This window comes from Ralstonia sp. ASV6, from assembly GCF_016429285.1.
Lineage (GTDB): Bacteria > Pseudomonadota > Gammaproteobacteria > Burkholderiales > Burkholderiaceae > Ralstonia > Ralstonia flaminis.
This window is the reverse complement of record NZ_JAELUI010000286.1, coordinates 1-2498: the sequence shown is the minus strand read 5'-3', so window position 1 is coordinate 2498 and position 2498 is coordinate 1. Positions and strand designations below refer to the sequence as shown.

The 2498-nt window shown below is 63.5% G+C and carries 4 protein-coding genes; 2 read left to right on the top strand and 2 right to left on the bottom strand.

Annotated elements, in window-relative coordinates; translation table 11 throughout:
• Together JHD73_RS27460 and JHD73_RS27455 are read right to left on the bottom strand one after the other, a co-directional pair.
• Nucleotides 1-672, bottom strand: a 672-nt coding sequence (locus JHD73_RS27460; RefSeq protein WP_199033291.1) for an aminotransferase class I/II-fold pyridoxal phosphate-dependent enzyme, incomplete at its 3' end; no start/stop codon positions are given.
• A gap of 12 nt (nucleotides 673-684) precedes the next feature.
• Nucleotides 685-1200: a putative toxin-antitoxin system toxin component, PIN family gene (locus JHD73_RS27455; RefSeq protein WP_199033290.1), complete on the bottom strand. Its 516-nt coding sequence runs from the start codon at nucleotides 1198-1200 to the stop codon at nucleotides 685-687.
• Nucleotides 1201-1237: 37 nt separating this feature from the next.
• Between JHD73_RS27455 and yaaA the strand changes: the two genes are divergently transcribed.
• Nucleotides 1238-2011 carry a peroxide stress protein YaaA gene (gene yaaA, locus JHD73_RS27450; protein WP_199033289.1) on the top strand — a complete coding sequence of 258 codons (774 nt, stop codon included), beginning with the start codon at nucleotides 1238-1240 and terminating at the stop codon, nucleotides 2009-2011.
• A gap of 48 nt (nucleotides 2012-2059) precedes the next feature.
• Nucleotides 2060-2498: M14-type cytosolic carboxypeptidase (locus tag JHD73_RS27445; RefSeq protein WP_233177189.1), on the top strand; the 439-nt coding region annotated here is incomplete at its 3' end.

The window sequence follows — 2498 nt, the reverse complement described above, 5'->3', positions numbered from 1 at the left end:
GTCGTACACCATGTGCTCGTACACCTCGTCGGAGAGCAGCAGCACGTTGGTGGGCGCCAGGATCTCGGCCAGCTTCTGCATGTCGTCCGCATGCCAGACCGTACCAGTCGGGTTGTGCGGCGTATTGAGCATGATGAGGCGTGTGCGCGGCGTGATGGCTGCCGCCAGCGTGTCGAATGGGATGCGGAAATCCGGTGCATTCAGCGTGATCGGCACGACCTTGCCGCCGGCCAGCTCAATCGACGGGATATAGCTGTCGTACGTCGGCTCGAAGACGATGACTTCGTCGCCCGGATGCACGCAGCACAGCACGGTGGTCAGCAGTGCCTGCGTGGCGCCGGCGGTGATGGTGATTTCGCGGTCGGCATCGTAGGTATGGCCGTATAGCGTGGCGACCTTCGCGGCGATGGCCTGGCGCAGGGCGGGCACGCCGGTCATTGGCGGGTATTGGTTCAGGCCGGCGCGCATGGCGTCGGATACCGCATCAACGATGCGCGGGTCGCAGTCGAAATCCGGAAAACCCTGGCCCAGGTTGACGGCCTGCTTTTCCGCTGCCAGTGCAGACATCACGGTGAAGATGGTGGTGCCCACGTTCGGCAGCCGCGAGGGCAAGGGGGGGATGGAAGCGATGGGCGCGAGCGATGCAGCGGACACGGCGATGGCGGTGGTCATGGCAATACGGGATCAGGCTTGGGCGAGGAGAGCGGTTTCCAACTGGACTTGCGCGACAAACTGCTTGGGCGGCAGCACCGCCACGTCGCAGTACTTGGCCATGCGGCGCTTGAGCTTGAGCACAGCCTTGTCCTTGGAGACGAGATAGGTGGCGTTGGCGGCATCGGCCAGCACCAGGAATTTCTGGTCGTCGCGATCCTTGCAGCGTGGGACGAACGTTTCGCCGTGCGCGCGCGCCGCATCTTCCGGATCGGCCACCGAGCGGGTCACGCGATCGACCCAGGCGAGGGCGATAGCAGCGTCGACGGCATAGTGCGCGAACTGCGGATAGTCCAGCACGCGGCGCAGTTCTTCGCGGCATGCGGGGCTGATGATGGCGTCCAGCCGGCCGGCTTCCAGCGCGGCACGGATGGGGCGAGCAACGGCGTCGTCGAAGATGAGAATGTCGACCCAGATGTTGGAGTCCAGCACAACACGTGGACGCTGCGGCGTGCACAGGGTTGGGGTCGGGGCGGCAGCGTCTGCCATTCGATACAATTCCAGACTTGTGAACCGCGATTCTGACATGATCATCGTCCTCTCGCCGGCCAAGTCGCTCGACTACGACACGCCGCCGCGCACCAAGACCCATACGCTGCCCGATTTCATCGGGCGCTCCGCAGAACTCATTGATGTGCTTCGCAAGCTGTCGCCGGCCCAGATCGGTACGCTGATGAAGATCTCCGACCCGCTGGCAGTGCTCAATGCCACCCGTTATGGGGATTGGTCCACCGACTTCACCGCCGACAACAGCAAGCAGGCCGTGCTGGCCTTCGATGGCGACGTCTATGGTGGGCTCGATGCGAATTCGCTGTCGGCCGACGATCTGCAGTTTGCGCAGAAGCATCTGCGGATTCTGTCGGGTCTGTACGGCGTGCTGCGCCCGCTCGACTGGATGCAGCCGTACCGCCTGGAAATGGGCACGCGCCTGGCCAACCCGCACGGCAAGGATCTCTACGCCTTCTGGGGCGACGATGTGACGCTCGCGCTCAACAAGCTCTTCAAGCAGGACGACGACCCCGTGCTCGTCAATCTTGCGTCGGAGGAGTATTTCAAGGTGGTGCGGGCCAAGGTGCTCAAGGCGCGCATCGTCACGCCCGTCTTTGAAGACTGGAAGAACGGCCAGTACAAGATCATCTCGTTCTATGCCAAGCGTGCGCGTGGGCTGATGGCGCGCTATGCGATCGAACACCGCATCACCGATCCGCGCAAACTCAAGGCGTTCGACGTGGACGGCTACGCGTTTGATGCCACAGACTCCGACGACGAGCGCTGGGTTTTCCGCCGCAAGCTCGCCTGAACTGAATTCGCTGTCTTAATGTAACGATAGGCACTGACAGGACTCGATATGACATCCACCCAACCGTACATCTCCAGTTCGTTCGACAGCGGCGCCATCGAGATTGTCGATGCCGCGCGCGCGGATGCCATCCGCCTGCGCATTCGCCGCGATTCGCACGCCGACTTCACGCAGTGGTTCCACTTCCGCCTGCAGGGCGTGCAGGGCCAGGCGTGCAAGCTCGCGCTGGAAAACGCCGGGGAATGCACGTACGCCGCCGGCTGGAAGGACTACCAGGCCGTCGCCTCGTACGACCGCGAGCACTGGTTCCGTGTGCCGACGCGCTATGACGGCAAGACGATGACCATCGAAGTGACGCCCGAGCACGACAGCATCTGGTTTGCCTACTTCGAGCCGTACTCGGACGAGCGCCACCTGTCGCTGGTGGCCGCCGCGCAGACCCGGCCCGGTGTGCGTACCCAACGTCTTGGCAGCACGGTACAGGGTC